Annotated in this window: 12 protein-coding genes; 4 read left to right on the forward strand and 8 right to left on the reverse strand. The window is 39.8% G+C overall.

The genetic code is table 11. The features are described 5' to 3' along the window. Positions 1-77 precede the first annotated feature (77 nt). Complete coding sequence (locus G3O08_RS13075; RefSeq protein ID WP_163285831.1) at positions 78-1,514, forward strand: sodium:solute symporter family protein; 1,437 nt, start codon at positions 78-80, stop codon at positions 1,512-1,514. 256 nt (positions 1,515-1,770) lie between these two features. Here the strand turns inward: G3O08_RS13075 and G3O08_RS13080 are convergent, their stop codons facing one another. Beyond that, complete coding sequence (locus tag G3O08_RS13080) at positions 1,771-3,372, reverse strand: AsmA family protein (RefSeq protein WP_163285832.1); 1,602 nt, start codon at positions 3,370-3,372, stop codon at positions 1,771-1,773. A 223-nt stretch (positions 3,373-3,595) separates the two neighbouring features. Between G3O08_RS13080 and G3O08_RS13085 the strand changes: the two genes are divergently transcribed. Continuing rightward, a complete protein-coding gene (locus G3O08_RS13085) occupies positions 3,596-4,687 on the forward strand; it encodes a fatty acid desaturase family protein (RefSeq protein ID WP_163285833.1) in 1,092 nt (363 codons plus the stop codon). A gap of 113 nt (positions 4,688-4,800) precedes the next feature. On the opposite strand, the gene G3O08_RS13090 is transcribed toward G3O08_RS13085, so the two are convergent. From G3O08_RS13090 to G3O08_RS13115, 6 genes are all read right to left on the reverse strand, one after another. Beyond that, positions 4,801-5,646, reverse strand: a complete 846-nt coding sequence (locus tag G3O08_RS13090) for a T9SS type A sorting domain-containing protein (RefSeq protein ID WP_163285834.1) — start codon at positions 5,644-5,646, stop codon at positions 4,801-4,803. A gap of 1 nt (position 5,647) precedes the next feature. Continuing rightward, entirely contained in the window at positions 5,648-7,171 is a 1,524-nt protein-coding gene (locus G3O08_RS13095) for a T9SS type A sorting domain-containing protein (RefSeq protein WP_163285835.1), read from the reverse strand. After that, a complete protein-coding gene (locus tag G3O08_RS13100) occupies positions 7,171-10,716 on the reverse strand; it encodes a M43 family zinc metalloprotease (RefSeq protein ID WP_163285836.1) in 3,546 nt (1,181 codons plus the stop codon). Before G3O08_RS13100 ends, G3O08_RS13095 begins: the two co-directional genes overlap by 1 nt. A gap of 208 nt (positions 10,717-10,924) precedes the next feature. Continuing rightward, positions 10,925-12,055, reverse strand: a complete 1,131-nt coding sequence (locus G3O08_RS13105; RefSeq protein ID WP_163285837.1) for a bifunctional 2-methylcitrate synthase/citrate synthase — start codon at positions 12,053-12,055, stop codon at positions 10,925-10,927. Between the two features lie 18 nt (positions 12,056-12,073). After that, entirely contained in the window at positions 12,074-12,967 is an 894-nt protein-coding gene (gene prpB / locus G3O08_RS13110) for a methylisocitrate lyase (RefSeq protein WP_163285838.1), read from the reverse strand. After that, complete coding sequence (locus G3O08_RS13115; RefSeq protein ID WP_163285839.1) at positions 12,967-14,478, reverse strand: MmgE/PrpD family protein; 1,512 nt, start codon at positions 14,476-14,478, stop codon at positions 12,967-12,969. The genes prpB and G3O08_RS13115 overlap by 1 nt, the downstream gene beginning before the upstream one ends. A 205-nt stretch (positions 14,479-14,683) precedes the next feature. Between G3O08_RS13115 and G3O08_RS13120 the strand changes: the two genes are divergently transcribed. Beyond that, the gene (locus G3O08_RS13120) at positions 14,684-15,166 is read left to right on the forward strand and encodes a hypothetical protein (protein WP_163285840.1); all 483 of its coding nucleotides are present in this window, start codon (positions 14,684-14,686) and stop codon (positions 15,164-15,166) included. A gap of 199 nt (positions 15,167-15,365) precedes the next feature. Continuing rightward, positions 15,366-15,932 carry a hypothetical protein gene (locus tag G3O08_RS13125; RefSeq protein WP_163285841.1) on the forward strand — a complete coding sequence of 189 codons (567 nt, stop codon included), beginning with the start codon at positions 15,366-15,368 and terminating at the stop codon, positions 15,930-15,932. 251 nt (positions 15,933-16,183) lie between these two features. On the opposite strand, the gene G3O08_RS13130 is transcribed toward G3O08_RS13125, so the two are convergent. Continuing rightward, positions 16,184-17,365 (reverse strand): thiolase family protein, encoded by a 1,182-nt coding sequence (locus G3O08_RS13130; protein WP_163285842.1) that lies wholly within the window; start codon positions 17,363-17,365, stop codon positions 16,184-16,186. Between the last annotated feature and the right edge of the window lie 72 nt (positions 17,366-17,437).

Below are 17,437 nucleotides of genomic sequence, written 5' to 3' on the forward strand. Positions count from 1 at the left end.
TTTCCCCCTGGTCAATTCGTTCAACCCCCTTCACTTAGTTATAGCTTTTTAAAACAATTTAAAACAGGGGAGGGAATATGCACTGGATAGATATAGCCATTTTTGTAGTTTACATGATAGTAATGCTAGGCATTGGGTTTTTCTTTTTAAAATCTAATTCGAGCAAGGAAGATTATTATCTGGCCGGAAGAAATATGGGTCCCTGGCATATTGGTTTTTCTGTAGTTGCTACAGATGTTGGTGGTGGTTTCTCAATCGGCCTCGGCGGTTTGGGATTTACAATGGGGCTCAGCGGCTCGTGGATGCTTTTTACCGGCCTTGTAGGCGCTTGGCTTGCAGCGGTATTCTTAATTCCCAGGGTTTTTGAGCTCGGCAAGAAAGTTGATCTTTTTACTTTTCCGCAAATTTTCGGTCAGATTTTTAACGGGAAGGTGGCATTGATTGCCGCTGCCATTTCTGCTATCGGCTATTTGGGATTTACTGCTTCCCAAATGCTCGCGGGTGCTAAGCTTGCTCACGCTACTTTCCCAGTTGTATCCCTTAATTATGCGCTCGTTATCATGGGCGTTGTAGCTGTTATTTACACCGTTATGGGCGGTTTGAAGGCGGTAATATACACCGATACTGTGCAGTGGATTATTCTGCTTTCCGGTCTTATATTTATTGGCTTGCCAATGGGATATTTTGCTGTTGGAGGATGGGAAGGAATTTCTGCATCAGTACCGCCCGAAATGTTGACACTCAATAATCTCACCTGGCAGAATATGGTAAACTGGTGCGTTACGATTATTCCCATCTGGTTTATCGGGATGACGCTATACCAGCGTATTTATGCGTCCCGTAATGAAAAGCAGGCGCGCAAAGCCTGGTATATAGCGGGAGTTTTTGAATGGCCAATAATGGCTTTTATGGGCGTCGTGCTCGGTTTGTTTGCGCGCGTGGCAGCCGATCAGGGAATGTTTGCAGAAGTTGGATACGCTTCGGCCATGGGAATGGATCCAGAAATAGGATTACCACTGCTCTTGCGCACTATTCTCCCGGTAGGGCTAATGGGGCTTATGATGTCTGCCTATTTTAGTGCTATTCTCTCTACGGCAGATAGTTGCCTAATGGCTTGCTCTGGAAATGTGGTAACCGATCTGCTTTACACGTCAAAGTATTTCAGAAAGAAAAATGAGATGAGACTCAGCCAACTGGCCACCCTTGCCATTGGTGGGGCAGCCATTCTAATTGCCTTATTTATGGAAAATGTGCTCGAACTCATGTTGCATTCTTATGCCTTTATGGTTTCGGGATTATTCCTACCGGTATTGTATGGGCTCTATTCAAAACGCCCTTCTGCCACGGCGGCTATGGCATCGATGTTTGCAGGTGGAGGTGTTACTTTAACCCTTACAATTTTATCAGTGAAATTGCCCTTTGGTCTCGATCCAATTATTTTCGGGCTCGCAGCAGCATTGATCGTTTTAATTGTTGTAGCAAAATCGAAAGATGTAATTGCCAGTATAAACTAATATTTTAATTGAAGTTAACCATGATAATACTGATCAAACCAGTTGAAAATTATATTGAAATAGGTTATATTTAATGCATATTTTTAAAGGTACTCATCCGTTCATAAACTACGAATGTGTCATAGCGTTATACTAGCGGTATCATAGCGGTGTGGTAGCGATCTGCTTGCGGTCTTACTCCGTATCAACTCTACTGCAATCAGTTATTAACTGCACTTTTACAAAGAGCCAACGAGTGATTAAGAAAAGGGTTTTCCTATTTCTTCTTTTTTAATTTCACCTTTGAAGGATCAACTTTAGAAACAGAATTTAAAATCCCATCAAACAATCCTTCTATCCACTGCGCGGCAAAACCTTTGTAGAGCGTACGTTCTTTGGAAATATCTCCTCGCCTGAATTTATTGCTATTGGGATTCTCTTTCCAGAATAGTACCCCACTTGCAATGTCTGCAAGAACATTCATAAGCCATTTCTTTTCGCCCGTTTGTTTATCTACGGCAGTTATATTTAAATTTGTGTAGTAAAAATCAACATAACCACGCTCGGCGTACTTATTCCCGGTCATGTGCAAGTCGAGTTTGGTTACCCTACCTTCGTCAATACGAATACCCGCCACACTTTGTAGAAAGTCGCTCATAAAACTAAGGTTCGTTTCACCCACTTCAGCATTTAATTCAAAAGGATCGTTTTCACCATATTTATATGTAAGTTGCATACCTAGTCTTGTCTCACCCATAAAAAGCGAAGTAGCCTCAAACTTAAAAAGATCGGCTTCAACAGTATCAATATTTTGTAACCCGGCGAGTGAGCCATTAATCTCGATAATGTCAATGACGGAAGGTATATCGCTATCAAAAATCCCGATAAACTTAAACGCACTGTTTGTGAAATTAATAGAGTCTACTCGAATGGGCATTTTAATTGCAGCTATAGCGCCTTGCGGAAGTTTCGTAACTCTGTCGGGCCAAGGATAGCGGTTATCTTTATGAATTTCTAAATAAAGACTATCGAGATTTACATTAGAAATTACCAGCAAGCTATCATTAAAATTCTTTGGTCGGCTTACAGTTACGATAGGCGCGTGGGCTGCAAATCTCGACTTTCGCCAGCCAAACTTTTTCGGAAAGGCAGATTTCGATAGATTAGATTCTAAAGTGAAATTCGTAATGGAAATATCACTATCCGATTCGGTTAAATCGATGCTCTCTACCGTCATTGTATAAACAGAATCAGAAAATTGGTACTTCGCATCTGTAAGCAGAACCCCGGAATCGTCCCAAAGTTTTTCAATATTTTTTAGCTTTCCTTCAAACTCAATTTCTTTAATTATAAAGTCAAAATCACAAGAGAATTGCTCCGGTCCCTCGGGATCGTAGTTTAAAGAACCTCTGCGACAATTAATTCCACCAATAGAAACTTTCAGGCTGTCGGTCTTTTGTTTTTTCTTTTTGGGTTCTCCGGTAGCTGTTGTATCTGCCTTAAAATCAGAGAATGCAAATCGCTTGATGTCAATATTCGGTTCTAGCAATACAATAGAATCAACACCAAATCCCTTTCCCAAAAGGAAGGAAAAGCCCCGAAAGCCTTCAAATTCTACTTTGCCGGCGGTAAAAATCCAATCTTGTTCGCTTCCACGGCTTTTGGAAAAACTTAATTGATTAATGCTGAGTTCATTTTGAATGAGGCTTACTGAAAGCTCATCAAAATCAATATCATATTCATAACCCAGTTGAAGCTCAATTTGATTTTTTAGTACGTTGGTAAGCTTATTGTTTAAATAAGTCTCGAGACCGATAAGGCCCGCTATGAGCAGTACAACGGCAATTAATATACCAAGGAGAATTTTACTTTTAGTCATCGTGGAAAAATATTCAAAAACTTTAATCCTATTACAGCACTATGAAAATAAATTTTTGAATAACCCACTGTGGACTAAATATGATACCTTAACAGCATACTTTCATCAAATGGGTTATCTTTGTCAAAAATTACTTTCTCTTTGTTTATTGGTTCGCAAATTAATTAGTATAGGCCAATCTAAACAAGAGTCGTCTCTGGATGTTCTACTTAAAAGACATTAAATGAAAATAACCCAAAAACGATATAAGTTTGCCAACCAGCTCAACGCCGACTTCTTTAATACCTTACGTCAGCGAGTTAACGATCATTTCACTGATAATAATATCCCCAAGCATGGTGATCATAAAATCGTAATTAAAACGATTGTTATGTTCCTGCTTTATTTCGTACCCTACATTGCTATTGTTGCGGGATGGGTTACAAATCCATTTTTATTTGTAGGTCTATGGCTTATAATGGGTCTTGGCGGAGCAGGAATTGGTGTAAACGTAATGCACGATGCCAATCACGGCGCCTGGTCTAAAAGCAAATGGTGGAATAACGTAATGGGCAAAAGTGTTAATTTGATCGGTGGAAACGCCCGCACCTGGCAGTTGCAGCACAATGTGCTTCACCATGCCTACACAAATGTAGAAGGAATGGATCACGATTTAGACGGGCCTGTTTTCCTTCGTTTTTCACCCACGCAAGAAAAAAAAGGTTATCACCGCTTTCAGCATATTTATGCTTGGTTTTTCTACGGTCTTCAAACCTTTGCACGAACACTCGCAACAGATTTTACCAACGCTAAACTATTCAGAGACCGTGGTCTTATCAGAAAGCCAAAAGAATACCGCGACATTTTATTGAATATCGCTTATGGGAAGATTTTTTACTTTATTTATATTCTTGCTGTCCCGCTAATCTTTTCTCCTGCCCCCTGGTGGTTGATAATAGTAGGGTTCGCTACAATGCATTATGTTCTTGGCCTTATGCTGGCACTTATTTTCCAAAGTGCACACGTTATGCCCGAATGTCAATTTCCTGTGGCTAACACTGAAGGAACAATTGAAAATAACTGGGCAGTACACCAAATGCAAACTACAACGAATTTCTCTCCAAACAGCCGTGTTTTCTCCTGGTTTGTAGGTGGATTGAATTTCCAGATAGAACATCACTTATTTTCAAATATTTGCCATACACACTACCGCGAGCTTTCAAAAATTGTTTCTGAAACTGCGCAAGAGTTTGGTATTAAATACAATCAGCAAAAAAGCTTTGCACGAGCAATATGGGAGCATGGCAAAATGCTTAAATCGCTTGGCCGAGCCTAGGCGATTAAGTTTATAAAAATATAAAAGCCGCTGTATCAGCGGCTTTTTTATGCTTTTTATTTTTAGAATACAGTTAACAATACGCCTGTAGTTAAATTCATAAAGGTTCTGTATTACTCTTTCACTACCTTTTTAGTATAAACTCCTTCAGGTGTGGTTATGCGGAGAAAGTATAGCCCCGAAAGCATTTTGCTCATATCAATAGTTCGCTCTACCGGGTTGAGTTTTTTCACCAATTTTCCATTGATGTCTGTAAGGTTTAATTCATTGATTATTGCATCTGTTGTTATGGTGAGCTGACTTGAAACCGGGTTGGGTTGTAAAATGATCTCAAGCGCGGGATTTGAGATTGAGCTAGCCGAAACGTTTGTGGAAATTACTATATCATCAAAACGAATGATTGAGAGTCCATGCGTACCAAACATGTCATAAGCAGGATAGGCACGTATCTCTAGCCGAATTTTGTTAAATGGAATCTCAGACTCAAAATACATACTTCCCAAAGTGCATTCAGGATTCATTTCATCGTAAATGATTTCTTGCTGACCCGCTCCAATCCCGTCACCGGGAGTAATCTGCCAAGCCGTAAGTTTCACGCTTGCGAAAGCTCCTTCAGAAAGAGTATCTATAGCATAGTTATACTGAATATTTACAATAGAAACCATGTTATCAAACATGACAATCTGACCAATACCCCCCGACTGTGGGCCTTCTAAACCCGGTCCGGTGCTGCTTATTTTTGCCGAAAGGTCGCTGTTGCATGCCTCTGTTGATGGTGCAACTGTAATATATGCTACAAAAACATTTGTCGTACCCCAACCTACCGGATCCATCATGCCGTCATTTTCCTCCCAACTTTCAAAACCGTTGTTCACGAATTGCTGGCTGAAGGTTGCGAGCGAAGCCATACATACCATAATAGTCAAAACAATGCTGGCTAATCTATTTGGAGCTTTCATTTTAGTAGGTATGAATGATTAACTTCTTTCTACCACTTTGTTTATCTTCTGTCAAAATCTCAATAACGTACATGCCCGGCTTGAGGTGTTGGAAGGTAAGTGTTATTTCATTGCGACTTCCGGGCGGGAGCGGCTCTTGAACTAACTTTCTGCCGCTCACATCATACACATTTAGCTGTGCCGGTACAAAGCCCGGTTTTGCAGCATAAAAAACATTTACCACACCTGATGAAGGATTTGGGAAAACCGTGAATTTTTCAAATGGATCTTTCTTTGTCTTTGCTGACAAAGCAGAGGGATTGAATTGCATAATGTTGTGGCAGGTATGATTACCGACGTCATTAAAAGCACCAATAACCAATAAATTGCCCTCATCTGAAACGTCCATATGCCTAATAGTAGGAGTGTAAAAAGAGGTATCAGTGTCTCCGCCGAATACGTAGGCATAACCTCTCATAAAATCAATATCCGCAAAGTCGGGTAAGAGTTCTCCACTTTCTGATAGCTTTGCAATACATATGCGATCTTCGCCATTCACACTTCCAAAGCTTCCGCCAATAACATAACCGGAACCGTCGTCAACAACTGAAGCAACAGAATTGATGGAATTAAACCATTCTGTGCTATAAATTCCAATTGTCGGCATATTGAAAGTAGAGTCGATTGATCCGTCTGTATTAAGTCTAAGTAAGGGGATATCTTCATCTTGATAGTCTTCGCTATATACATTTGCTGCACTAAACCATGCCCTGCCCAAACTATCTGCAGAGACAATACTAATTGAAGCTGAGACGAAAGGACTCTTAAAAGTCGTATCAATTTCAAACTGCTCGGTTAGCCTGATTATATCGGGACTCTCATAGCCGTTTACGCTCGTCCACTTTCCTACCAGATAATAGCCGCCTCCGGGAATCGCTTCTATTTCTCTGGCTAGAGAGGATGGCATAGGCTCCGCTTCAAAATGAGGAAAGTACGGATCGACAATTCCATTTTCTTTCAAACCGATTAAAAGCTGAAAGATTCCTGGATTTTCCATATCCAATCTATTTTTACCCGGGTAAACCAAGGTTGTATCAGCAAGTGAAAGGGGTCTTTTTCTCGTGGTACCACTTCCGGCATAAGGCGGGTAATAAAACTTATTGTACCAAAATGAAGTATCGCAGGGGTTACTACCGTCAAGCATTATGCAAGTATTAGCATAAAAATAATGATCATTGTGTTTTACTGTTTGAGCTCCTGAAGAAAAACCATTAATAGTAAAGGAGAACGAAGGGTCCGGAGTACCGGAATTGAAAAGACGCGTTACGCCTTTGGCATTATTCGGATATTCTTGAAAATCTCCTGTGACCACTATTTTCCCATCACCTTCTCTAAAAAAATATACTGCACTGCCTTTAAATAATTGATCGCCAATGTTTTCGTTAAATACTTCATCTAACGAATAAATACTTTGTGCATGACATTCCTGATAGAAGAGTGTTGGTAGAATTATTATTAGAACTAAATGACCAATTGAGCGCATCATCAATGGATTAAAATGATTTTATCAGTATCTAAAAGCTCGTCGCCTTGAGTCATTTTCACTAGATAAATTTCGGAAGGAAATTCTCGGCTGTCCCAAATAATTTGCCCTCGGTTTTGCCCACTGAGTATCCATGCTTTTATTTGATGACCCAGTTGGTCAGATATTATAATGTGCAGATTCTCTGTCGATTTCAGAATGTTGTATTCCAAAGTTACGTATTGATCAGCAGGATTTGGAAAGGAATGAATTGAATTAATTCTTTTGTCCCCCTCAACACGCTCTTTAGCATCAACAATTTTATTGCTTCTATTGCCTTTTGGAACCATCTTATAATCAAAGCAATTGCCATAGAAAAAGCACGAAATTTCGGCAGCTTTCAAACTTCCTACACCTGCATCTAGCAAAGCAATATTGTAGAGAGCATCTTTTTCAGTTTGATTCAGGCTCATTTCAGTTCTGCTACTGGCATATACATTATCTAAAATAGCATACAAGTCTTTTAAAGTATTTATTTCTTCAGTTTGCTCATAATTAAGTCTAAATATTAGCGGAATGCTATCTAAGATAGATATTGAGGTTGAATAATTTCTTTGGCTTGCCTTAACCGAAGCCTGATTCAATTTACCCTGATAGTTGTTATCTTGCTCGATCCAATAAACAGCAGAATCTTGCTTGAAGAATTCCATATTATTTAAATAGTGGTTGATCAACTTTTTATGAGGTTTCATCATAGTGCTATACTTTCTTCTAAGTTGAGCTTCCATTTCCGAACGTAAAGTTTGCTCATCTCTTGAAAGCCATAACAAATCAATCATATACTGCGGTAACGGATTTATAATATCATATTGTACGTGTTTTATCACAACACCACTCTGCAAGGCATCAGGATTGGATAGAAGCACTTCCAACAGCATACCCTGGGGCATTATGTTTCGAGTTCCAGCTTCCATTAATACGGTTTCACTATTGTAAGGGGATCGAGAAATTAATTCGTCTCTCAATTGCCAGGCGTCTTGTGGCCAACTTAAAGCAATTTGGTTAACCATACCCTGCGTATTGCCTTCATCAATTAAAGCAGAATATGTGTATAAAAGGTCATAGAATTCAGCTTTGCCACCATCAAATTCCTGAATAAATAAACTTGGATTACCATCAGGAATGAGCGGGCCGTAATTTGAGGTGCAAGTATTGTTATTAGATGTTGAAATTAAGTTAATATCACCCATCGCGTTACCAGTCATACCGACTTCCTGGGGTTTCAATGGAATTTGTAGGGGATCACTTTGTTTATATTTATAATAATAGTGAAAGTTACTTTCGTATGCCAAATGAACCAGATTATTTGGATCCGTATCAGGAGCTGAGAATGTGTTGCCGGTAGGATACTGACCTGTATTGCCATCATCCTGATTTCTAGCAATCCCTACTTGATTTATATCGATCTCACTTCCTTGTCGTATTTCAAAATCATTCTGGTTACCTACATTTGTATTGCACAAATATTTAAGTCCATACTGCAGAGATGTTTCAATATTTTGTCCAACAGCAATGTTAGCAGATGATAAATTAGCAAAATCATTCTTGTATATCTGATTGCTATTTCCGCCACTCTTTGCAATCACTATACCATTGGTAAAGTTAGCAGTAGAATTGTTGTTTTTAGAGATCGTATTTTCTTCAATAATAAATTGGTTGGTTAAACTGGAGTAAATTGCAGTATGATATGCTAAATCAACTTCAGTATTATTTGTCGTATAAGAATGACCTCCTACAATAAACTCATTCTGGATAATCACTGCATTATTGGCGTTAGCCAAATTTATACCAAGCAAATTATTTTGAAATATGGACTCCTTGATTTTAGATCCAGAAAGACCGTTGTTACCCAGATGTATGGCTTCATTAAAACCAATAAATTCATTTTCGACCACAGCGACCGAGCAAGGATTCAGTTGAGATGGACAAAATCCTTGTACAATAATAGTTGCGTCATGTCCTAAGATAGCTTGCGCCCGTTTTGCACCATTGATAACCGAACCATTACTCTCGAATGTACATCCTAAAAACCGTACGCCATCAACTTTCCATAAAGAGACTAAACTGTGTTGGGTATCGGTATCAAGATCTCCAAGGTATTCGTCATTCCACTCAAAATGGCACTTTTTAAAGAAGCTAACATTTGGTATTATGTTGGCTGAATTACCTTGCCAGTTTTCAAAATAGAGAAACTCAACAGCCCTTCTGCAATTAATAAAATTGCTTTCTTCTGCCTGAATGATTCCTCCCGCAGAAAAACCGCCGTCTGCTGCTCTTGTGGCTACACCTTCTCTTGCATTTTTAATGGTTGTGTTATTTAGTATGACTCTTCCTTGCTCATAAGCTCCTTGTCCATTAGGTTGCTGGTTACCATAAAAATTTCCCTCAACGACTATTCCGTGCCAAAAACTTCCGTTACATGCATCAGCACTGGTTAAAATACTTTCATTAGCGATTAGAGTTCCACCGGGTTCCACTATTATTTTTACACCATCTTTAAAGTAAACAGAAGTGTCATCGAATTCTAACGTGGCACCATTTCCTATCGTAACGTCATCTTTGAAGATAGTAATTTGATCAATTGTTGTAATGCCGCTTGTATAGTTTGCCATGGTTGGAGAATTTATAACGCAGTCCATAAGAAATGGTAAAACACTTATTGAAGAGCGTGCTCGCAGACCTTGACCATTAGAAAAATATTCCATGCATGAAACATTGGTGTAAGACATAATATTTTTCTCATCTGGATTTAATGGATCTAAGTTAGAATCGGTGCCATTAGTAACATTCCACTCACAGTCTAATATATCAACATTATAATTTAACCCTGGGTCAGCCGGAGTATCACAGACATAATCGCCGCAGATATCACAATTACTGCCATCAACTAATTCCTCACAAGCGCCGGGTATTGGACCGTGGGTATGCACGAGATTAAGTACATGTCCCATTTCGTGGGAGACAGCAGAAGATAAGGGTAATGAAACACTCGGTATTTCCCAAAAACTCCCGCTAACAAAAAATTCTGAACTAACACCTGTACCATTTGCTGCACCTCCAGCAGCTGGGCTGTTGGTTCCGGAAAGATAAATATCAATGCCATTTTGATGGTTGAAGTAACTGAAGATAGAATTATCAAAGTCGTTATAGAACTCATCAACATCAAGATTTTTTATTTTACAATCCCAATAAAATGATATTCCATGATCACTAAAATCACTGTTTAAATTGTTAAATACGTCATTTATTTCTGCATCCGTTAAACCACCAGTTCCATCATTTCTACGTACCCGGATGAAATAAATACGTAAGACATATTCATCATCCGGATCAGCCGTTTGAATAAGATTTTCCAATACAATATCACGAGGATTTGAAGTTGTTAAACAGAAATTTTGTCCAATCAGGTCATTACTGTAAAACGAAGTGATAATATACAAAGAAAAAAATAATGTAAGTCTCCTAAGCGATCTGAACGAACGAAAACCCAAAATGGTAAAGTGTTTCATGGTAAATTGTTTAAGGTTTAGCACAAAATACGACAAATTATACTAATAGCCAAATTTACCCTACAAGCCTATGAAAACGTCCGTTAAAATAAATATTCATTAATTGTTACTTTTCACGTATGCTAAATTCTCGAGCTGTTTTCAGAAAAACAGACATAAAAAAAGCCCCTAAAAGGAGGCTTTCTTCATATTATAATAAATTGTGTAATTATCTCTTCTCCATCGGAGTAACATCTCTTTCAGCACTTCCAATATATGCACTAAGCGGACGAATTATGCGGTTATCTGCACGCTGCTCCATAATGTGGGCACACCATCCCGTAATGCGGCTCATTACGAAAATAGGAGTGAACATATCAATTTCAAATCCCATCATATAATATGCAGGCCCTGCAGGGAAATCAAGATTTGGATAAATGCCTTTTTCAGAAACCATGGTCTCTTCCAAAATATTGGCGATTTCCATCCATTTCTCTTCGCCGGTAAACGATGCCATCTTCTCGGTATATTTCTTCATGGTCGGTACACGCGAGTCTCCACTGCGGTAAACACGGTGACCAAAGCCCATAACTTTTTTCTTGTTGGCAAGGGCATCGAGCATCCATTCTTTGGCATTAGCCGGCTCGGCAACTTCTTTTATCATGTGCATAACTTGCTCATTAGCACCACCGTGAAGTGGGCCTTTTAAAGCTCCAATTCCACCCGCCACTGCGCTGTACATATCGCTGGTGGTAGAGGTAATTACGCGGGTTGCGAAAGTAGATGCGTTAAAGCTATGCTCTGCGTAAAGGATTAGCGAAACATCAAATGCTTTAATAACTTCTTTGGCGGGTACTTTGCCAAAACACATATTAAAGAAGTTTTCGCTGATCGTCATATTCTTGTCAGGATCGATTAAATCCAATCCTTTTCCATGACGGTAGCTCGCAGCGATTATGGTCGGAATACGTGCCAAAAGGCCAATAAACTTATCCATATTCGTTGCGGGAGAATCGTCCCAAATACGCTTGTCTTCCATTCCCAAAAAGCTTACTCCGGTGCGAAGTGTATCCATTGGGTGCGCATCTTTCGGGAATTTGCCGATTACTGCTTTCAAATCGTCAGAAATACGACGGTAGTCGCGCTCCTTATCGGTAAATGCCTTTAGTTCAGTCCTATTCGGAAGTTCACCATTCACCATAAGGAAGGCTACTTCTTCAAAAGAACAGGTTTCGCAAAGATCTTGAACACGGTAACCTCGGTAAGTAAGCGAATTACTTTCGGGCATTACTTTAGAAATGGCTGTGTCGTCTGTTATTACGCCTGCCAATCCTTTGGGTGCTATTATTTTATCACTCATAGTTTTTAGATTAAAAGGTTATAAATTAAAGTTGTACAACGAAGAATCATAAGCATTATAATCTTCGTAGTGCAACACTTCGTATAGTCGTTTTCGGGTTTGCATATTGTCTAAAATCGATTCTTGCGTGCCCACTTTTTTGATGGTATTTAAGCCATCTTCAACTGCTTTCATTGCCAGTCGCTGTGTTGTAACCGGATATATTACCAAGTTATAGCCCAGATTTTCCAATTCAGATTTAGAAAGTAAACGCGACTTTCCAAATTCGGTCATATTAGCTAAAAGAGGAACATCAATTGCTTTTCGAAAAGCCTCAAAATCGCTTTCGTCTTTCATCGCCTCTGGAAATATCATATCAGCACCGGCATCTACATAAGCCTTGGCACGGTTTATTGCAGCATCAAGCCCTTCCGCTGCGCGTGCATCAGTGCGGGCTATTAGCAGAAAGTTTGGATCTGTCTTCGCATCGGCAGCAGCCTTAACTTTTTGAACCATAGCAGATATGCTTACCAATTCTTTATTGTCTAAATGGCCGCAACGTTTTGGATTTACCTGATCTTCTATATGGCAACCCGATAGACCTAGATAAGTGAGCTCCTTAACGGTACGCGCCACGCTCATGGTTTCGCCAAATCCGGTATCGATATCCATAATGGTAGGCAAATCGGTAACGCGTGCTATCCCAGAAGCGGTTTGGCTAACTTCAGTAAGGGTGGTCATCCCAATATCAGGCAAGCCAAGCGAATTGGCCATTACTGCGCCGGAAACATACACACCGTCAAAACCGGTTTGTTGAATAAGCATAGCCACCATGGGGTTGTAAGCACCTGGAAATTGGAGCAACTTGCCACTATTTAAAGCCTTTCTAAAATCGGCTCTTTTCTTTTCGGGTGATTTATCGCTTATGATCATTAAAATATTCCTTTGTGGTTCGGTTTGTTTTCTTTCACACTGTCAAAAGGCATTTCTACTGTAAGTCCCATCATCTCTGTAGCACTTAGCTGGGTTAGCCTTTCGGCGAAATCGATAAAGCGATTGCGCTCGTCTTTTGTGATTAGGTTTTCGGTAAGCATGTCAAATTTTCCAATGTAATTTGGGCGCTTAAACGGACGCGCTCCAGCAGGGTGGGCATTTGCTCTTTCAAGCTCATCTTCTATCTTATCTCCATTTTTCATAGTGATGATAATTTTGCCACCAAAAGCCTTTTTATCAGGATCTTCATCGTGGTAAAGCTTTGTCCAGCGGTCTTTCTCTACCGTAGAAATCTTTTTCCAAAGCTCTACAGTTTCAGGGCGCTGTGCGCGGCTGGGTGCATAAGATTTTTCGTGATGCCATGTACCGTCTTCAAGCGCTACAGCAAAAATGTACATAATGCTGTGGTCAAGCGTTTCGCGCGTAGCGTGCGGATCAAATTTTTGAGGATCGTTTGAGCCGGTTCCAATTACGTAATGCGTGTGGTGGGAGGTCTCGATAAGGATATTGTCGATATCAGAGAAATCTTTGATTTTCTTGCGCATTCGTGCTGCGAGATCTATCAATGCCTGCGATTGATATTCGGCGGAATGCTCTTTTGTATAAGTTTCCAAAATAGCACGTTTTTCTTCTCCGGGCTCTGGAAGTGGAATGGTGTATTCAGCATCTGGACCGTCAAGCACCCATGCTATTACACTGTCTTCACCTTCGTAAATTGGCGATGGGCTTTTCTCTCCGCGCATGGCTCTGTCAACCGCTTCAATTGCCAATTTTGCACCGTGACCAGGAACGTAAGCTTTCCAGCTTGAAATTTCTCCTTTGCGGCTTTGGCGTGTGCTGATAGATACGTGAAGCGCTTGCTGAATAGCCTGATAAGTGGTTTCTGTATCGAGGCCAAGCAATGCACAAACACCTGCGGCTTGTGCAGGGCAGAGGTGAGCTACGTGATCAATTTTATGCTTGTGCAGGCTTATGGCTTTTACAAGGTTTACGTGCACTTCGTACGCAGCTACGATTCCGCGAAGAACATCCTTACCGGACTTTCCCATCTGCTGTGCTACAGCGATTACCGCCGGAATACTGTCGCCTGGATGTGAGTAATCTGCAGCGAGAAATGTATCGTGATAATCCAGTTCGCGCACTGCTGTGCAGTTAGCCCAAGCCGCCCATTCAGCGTGCACTTTAAAGTCTTTAGGCATTCCAAAAACATTGGCTCCACGATCGTCGCGCTTGTGTGAAAGTGCCTGCGCACGTGCGTTAACCACTGGTGTTCTGTTTACCGAAGCAATGGCCACCGAAGCATTATCAATAATGCGGTTGATAACCATATCTTCTACTTCATCGCTAATGGCAACATTGTCGGTTACCATTTTAGCCAGTTTCCAGGCTAATTGTTCTTCTTTTGGAAGGTTAGCTTTTGAAGGATAAACTTTTACAATGTGATTTTTCATGGAATGCAAATTTGTATTTTAATTTTTTTCGTTTTCGAGGTGCAAAGGTAAGCAATCGCAGCAAGTTTTTAACAGACTCTATCTATATCTAAATAGGCGATTTTTTATATTTAGCCCTCTGTTAACAATGCGAATTCAGATAAACCGCCATATCTGTTGCTACAAATAAATCTTGTGCTTAGATTTGCGGTATAGATAAATGACTATGATTGAAATTAAAAAAGCTTTTCAGAAGCTAACTGAAGACGAATTAAATCAATTGCTCGATACACCCGTTTGGATGGCTCTTCTTGCTGCACACGTAGGCGATGGTAAAGTAAGTGAAGATGAAAGAGCAGAGGCTGTGAAGCTTGCGCACTTGCGTACGTTTACTTCTCAAAAGTCGCTTAGGGAGTTTTATGCTCTGGTTGACCAGCGTTTTGAAACACGTTTTGATTTATTGCTCAAGCGGGTTCCTAAAAAACACGAAGACAGCGTTGTATTCATTGAAGCGCAAGTAAAACGTGGTCATGCGTTACTCTTAAAAGTTGATCCAGATTTGGCCATTGATATGGAAGATAGTCTGGAGAGTTTTTACAAGCATGTTTTTAATGCTGATAAAAGCTTCTTCCAGTATTTTGCACTTCCTATTTTTTCGGCAAGATTGGATAAACATAGCAAATACGACTTTGACGAAGGTGGAGATTAATTTTTCTCTGCATAGTTTGCGCTCTTAATATTGGTTTAATACTGAATTTGATATTTGAATTTGGTATCTTCTTCCATATTTTGAAATTTGTTAATTGAAATGAAACTGATTATTGATCGGGTCTCGTTCTATTTATTTACCTAAATTAATTTACAGTTATATTAAAAAGATGAGAGCTTCCATTATCCTTCCAAAGATTTTGATTTTGCCACTTCTTTTATTTCTGTTCTCCAAAGCTTCGGTCGGGCAAGAATCAGAAAATTTTATAATCAAGCTAGATGGAGAAAGGATAGAGCTTTATAATCCAATAAAATTGAGCCAAACTCATGTTTACTTTGATAATTCTGATGGTAAAGATAAGTGGGTGAAGCAAAAACAGGTAGAAGTTATGCTGGTGAATAACAGATTATTTCTAAATCTTCCAGTTACCTCAGTAAGTGATCGTTTGCAAGAAATAATTGCATTCAACTCTGAATATATATTGACGGGTTTTTGGGACGATATTCTATTTGTATATATCTGGGATAAAAACTTTAACCCTCTGGAAAAGAAAATCACTTTTCCGTCTGGATTTAAAAAACACGTGAGGAAAAATCATGAGAGAATGACAGAATCGGTGATTCCATATTTTGGTAATTGCCCCGAGTTAATAGAGATTTTAAATAAAAATATCGACAATAGGGGAAAGATTAACGAGGGTGTTTCGTACTTCAATTGTGATGGTGTTTTAAATCCTTTGGAAATTTATTTAGAAATGAATAAATGATCTAGAATGGGATCTAAACTGCTTTAAAACGCAGCCTGGATCATTTGAAAACTTCTAAAAAATGGCGGAACGTATCGATCCGCCTTTTTTTGTGCAATATATTCCCAGGTGATTCCTTTTAAGATGATCTGAATATATTGAAATTGCAAAAAAAAACCACCGCGATCAATTCACGGTGGTCTATTATTTATCCGGTATAAAACATCCGGCTCAGTCTATAATTCCCCGAAAGGGAGAACCTAATCTATAGTTTATTTTAAATTTTCTATAACCATGGCAGAAGCTCCACCACCGCCATTGCAAATACCTGCGCAACCTTTTGAAGCATTGTTTTGCTTCAATACATTAATCAAGGTTACAATGATGCGGGCTCCACTGCATCCAAGTGGGTGACCAAGTGCTACGGCACCTCCATTTACATCTACTTTTGATGGATCAAGACCGAGTTCCCTAATATTGGCAAGTCCTACTACTGCAAATGCTTCGTTAAGCTCCCAAAAGTCGATATCGCTGTTTTGCAAATTGGCTTTTTTAAGTGCTTTTGGAATTGCTTTTGAAGGCGCAGTAGTAAACCATTCAGGTGCTTGTGCGGCATCTGCATAACTTATAATTTTAGCCAATGGTTTTAATCCCAATGAATCTGCTTTTTCTTTGCTCATAAGCACAAGTGCAGCAGCTCCATCGTTAAGCGTTGATGAATTGGCAGCAGTTACAGTTCCGTCTTTTGTAAACACCGGGCGTAAGCCTGGAATCTTTTCCATTTTTACGTTTCTGTATTCCTCATCTTCAGATACAACGATCGCATCGCCTCTTCTTTGTGGAACTTCTACGGGAACTACTTCATCGTTAAATCTACCTGCTTTCCATGCATCAGCAGCACGATTGTATGAGTTTATTGCAAATTCATCCTGCTCTTCGCGGCTAATTTTGTACTCAGTAGCGCAAAGATCAGCACAGGTGCCCATGTGTTCTTTTTTATAAGCATCGGTGAGTCCGTCGTGAACCATTCCATCAAGCATAGTAATATTTCCAAGCTTAGTGCCTGTACGCGATCCGGGAAGGTAGTGAGGTGTTAGACTCATGTTTTCCATTCCGCCTGCTATTACCACATCAGCATCGCCCATTGCGATAGCTTGAGCAGCCATAGAGATTGCTTTCATTCCCGAAGCACAAACTTTATTAACCGTTGTACAAGGTACGTTATCGCCAATACCTGCATAAATAGCAGCCTGACGAGCAGGTGCCTGGCCCAAACCGGCTTGTAGAACACAGCCCATTAGTACTTCATCAACTTCAGCAACATCGAGTTTTATTTTAGACAAAGCGCCTTTAATGGCAGTGGCTCCAAGTTGAGTTGCGGGAACGGTTGATAGACTGCCATTAAAACTACCTATCGGTGTTCTTACAGCAGATACAATATATACTTCTTTCATATTAGTTAGTGATTTTCTAGAGTTAAAAATTCGCGCAAAGATACTGATTCTCCGTATATTTTTCCGAAAGGC

Origin of the sequence: Cryomorpha ignava (assembly GCF_010686655.1) — a bacterium.
In the GTDB taxonomy this organism is placed as follows: domain Bacteria; phylum Bacteroidota; class Bacteroidia; order Flavobacteriales_D; family Cryomorphaceae; genus Cryomorpha; species Cryomorpha ignava.

What these genes read in the sequence shown, in the direction of transcription:
- G3O08_RS13115 (WP_163285839.1), bottom strand. Translation starts at nt 14,478, where the DNA reads ATGAAAAATCACATTGTAAAAGTTTATCCTTCAAAAGCTAACCTTCCA.
- G3O08_RS13075 (WP_163285831.1), top strand. Translation starts at nt 78, where the DNA reads ATGCACTGGATAGATATAGCCATTTTTGTAGTTTACATGATAGTAATG.
- G3O08_RS13095 (WP_163285835.1), bottom strand. Translation starts at nt 7,171, where the DNA reads ATGATGCGCTCAATTGGTCATTTAGTTCTAATAATAATTCTACCAACA.
- G3O08_RS13090 (WP_163285834.1), bottom strand. Translation starts at nt 5,646, where the DNA reads ATGAAAGCTCCAAATAGATTAGCCAGCATTGTTTTGACTATTATGGTA.
- G3O08_RS13130 (WP_163285842.1), bottom strand. Translation starts at nt 17,365, where the DNA reads ATGAAAGAAGTATATATTGTATCTGCTGTAAGAACACCGATAGGTAGT.
- G3O08_RS13085 (WP_163285833.1), top strand. Translation starts at nt 3,596, where the DNA reads ATGAAAATAACCCAAAAACGATATAAGTTTGCCAACCAGCTCAACGCC.
- G3O08_RS13105 (WP_163285837.1), bottom strand. Translation starts at nt 12,055, where the DNA reads ATGAGTGATAAAATAATAGCACCCAAAGGATTGGCAGGCGTAATAACA.
- prpB (WP_163285838.1), bottom strand. Translation starts at nt 12,967, where the DNA reads ATGATCATAAGCGATAAATCACCCGAAAAGAAAAGAGCCGATTTTAGA.
- G3O08_RS13120 (WP_163285840.1), top strand. Translation starts at nt 14,684, where the DNA reads ATGATTGAAATTAAAAAAGCTTTTCAGAAGCTAACTGAAGACGAATTA.
- G3O08_RS13100 (WP_163285836.1), bottom strand. Translation starts at nt 10,716, where the DNA reads ATGAAACACTTTACCATTTTGGGTTTTCGTTCGTTCAGATCGCTTAGG.
- G3O08_RS13080 (WP_163285832.1), bottom strand. Translation starts at nt 3,372, where the DNA reads ATGACTAAAAGTAAAATTCTCCTTGGTATATTAATTGCCGTTGTACTG.